Source organism: Dactylosporangium maewongense (assembly GCF_039531485.1).
Lineage (GTDB): Bacteria > Actinomycetota > Actinomycetes > Mycobacteriales > Micromonosporaceae > Dactylosporangium > Dactylosporangium maewongense.
In genome coordinates, this window is the sequence record NZ_BAAAQD010000086.1 from 1 (window position 1) to 2,002 (window position 2,002).

A 2,002-nucleotide genomic window follows, 5' to 3' on the forward strand; every position below is an offset into this window, starting at 1 on the left:
GCCAGCTGATGTACCTCGGTCGCGCCGACGACCAGGTGAAGATCCGTGGGTTCCGGATCGAGCCGGGCGAGATCGAGGCCGTGATCGCCACCCACCCGCAGGTGAGCCAGGTCGCGGTCATCGCCCGGGCAGACACCACAGGGGACAAGCGTCTCGTCGCCTACGTGGTCGGACCTGTCGCCGGCACGGCAGTGCGGGAGTACGCCGGCGAGCGGTTGCCCGAGTACATGGTCCCGTCGGCGGTGGTGACTCTCGACGCGCTGCCGCTGACACCCAACGGGAAACTGGACCGCAAGGCCCTGCCCGCCCCTGACCACACCGCGACCGCCGGAGCCGGCCGCGCTCCGGCCGGCGCCCACGAAGAACTGCTCGGCCAGGCGTTCGCGGAGATCCTGAACCTCACCAACGTCGGGCCCGACGACGACTTCTTCGCCCTCGGCGGTCACTCGCTCCTCGCCGTCCGCCTCGTCAGCCGGCTTCGCGCGATCTTCGGCGTCGAGCTGCCGCTGCGGGCCCTGTTCGACGCGCGGACACCGGCGCGTCTGGCCCGCCACCTGGCCGGGGCGCAACGAGCGCGGACCGCCTTGGCGCCCTGGGCGCGGCCCGAACGGCTGCCCCTGTCCTACGCGCAGCGACGACTGTGGTTCATCGACCAGCTGGAGGGACCGAGCGCCACCTACAACATCCCGATGGTGGTGCGCCTGTCGGGTGACGTCGACGCGACGGCAGTGAGTGCGGCCGTGCGGGACGTGATCGGCCGCCACGAGGTGCTGCGCACCGTGTTCCCCACGGCTGACGGTGAGCCGTTCCAGCGCGTGGTCCCGCTCGAGCACCTCGAGTGGCAGCTGCACCGCGCCGGCACGACGGCCGCCGGACTGGCCGACGCCGTGACGGCCGCGGCCCGGCACATCTTCGACCTGGCCCTGGAAGTGCCGATCCGGGCGACACTGTTCACGATCGACGACGGCGAGCAGGTGCTCGTGCTGCTCGTCCACCACATCGCCGGAGACGGCTGGTCCCGCGGCGCCCTGGGCGCCGACCTGTCGGCGGCATACGCGGCGCGGCTGGCCGGCCGCGCCCCGCAATGGGAGGCGTTGCCGGTCCAATACGCGGACTACGCGCTCTGGCAACGGGAACTCCTCGGTGACGCGGCGGATCCGGCGAGTCGTGTCTCGCGGCAGGTGTCGTACTGGCGGTCGGCCCTTGCCGGGGCGCCGGAAGAGCTGACATTGCCGGTGGACCGGTGGCGGCCGGTGGTGGCGAGCCACCGTGGGCTCGCCGTGCCGGTGGAGCTGAGCGCCGGCCTGCACGCACGGCTGCTCGAGGTCGCGCGGGCCGAAGGCGTGACGGTGTTCATGCTGCTGCAGGCCGGGCTGGGCGTGCTGCTGTCGAAGCTGGGCGCCGGCACCGACATCCCGATCGGTGCGGCGGTCGCCGGGCGCACCGATCAAGCGCTGGACGACATGGTCGGCTTCTTCATCAACACGCTCGTGATGCGCACCGACCTGTCGGGTGACCCGACGTTCGCCGAACTGGTGGCGCGGGCACGCCGGGTCGCCCTCGACGCGTTCGAACACCAGGACGTCCCGTTCGAACTGCTGGTGGAGGAGCTGTCCCCGGCCCGTTCCCTTGCCCGGCACCCGTTGTTCCAGGTCATGCTGACCGTGCAGAACACCGCCGAAGCGGTGCTCGATCTGCCGGGTGTGCGCGCTGACCGGTGGGGCGGGCCGTCCCACGCCACGACGTCGGCGAAGTTCGACCTCGAGTGGAGCGTCAGCGAAACCTTCGACGACGGCGGCCGCCCGATGGGGCTGCGCGGTGTGCTCATCGGCGCGACGGACCTGTTCGACGCGCCCACCATCGCGGTCATCGCCCAGCGGTGGGTGCGGGTGGTGGAGGCCGTGCTGGCCGACCCGTCGGCACGGGTGTCGGCGGTCAGTGTGCTGGACGCCGCCGAGCTGGACCGGGTGCTGCACGAGTGGAACGACACGGCGGTCGAGGT

Annotated in this window: 1 protein-coding gene; it reads left to right on the plus strand. The window is 72.0% G+C overall.

Going from position 1 to position 2,002, the window contains the following annotated elements; translation table 11 throughout:
• Nucleotides 1-2,002, plus strand: a 2,002-nt coding sequence (locus ABD332_RS59795; protein ID WP_344516072.1) for a condensation domain-containing protein, incomplete at both ends; no start/stop codon positions are given.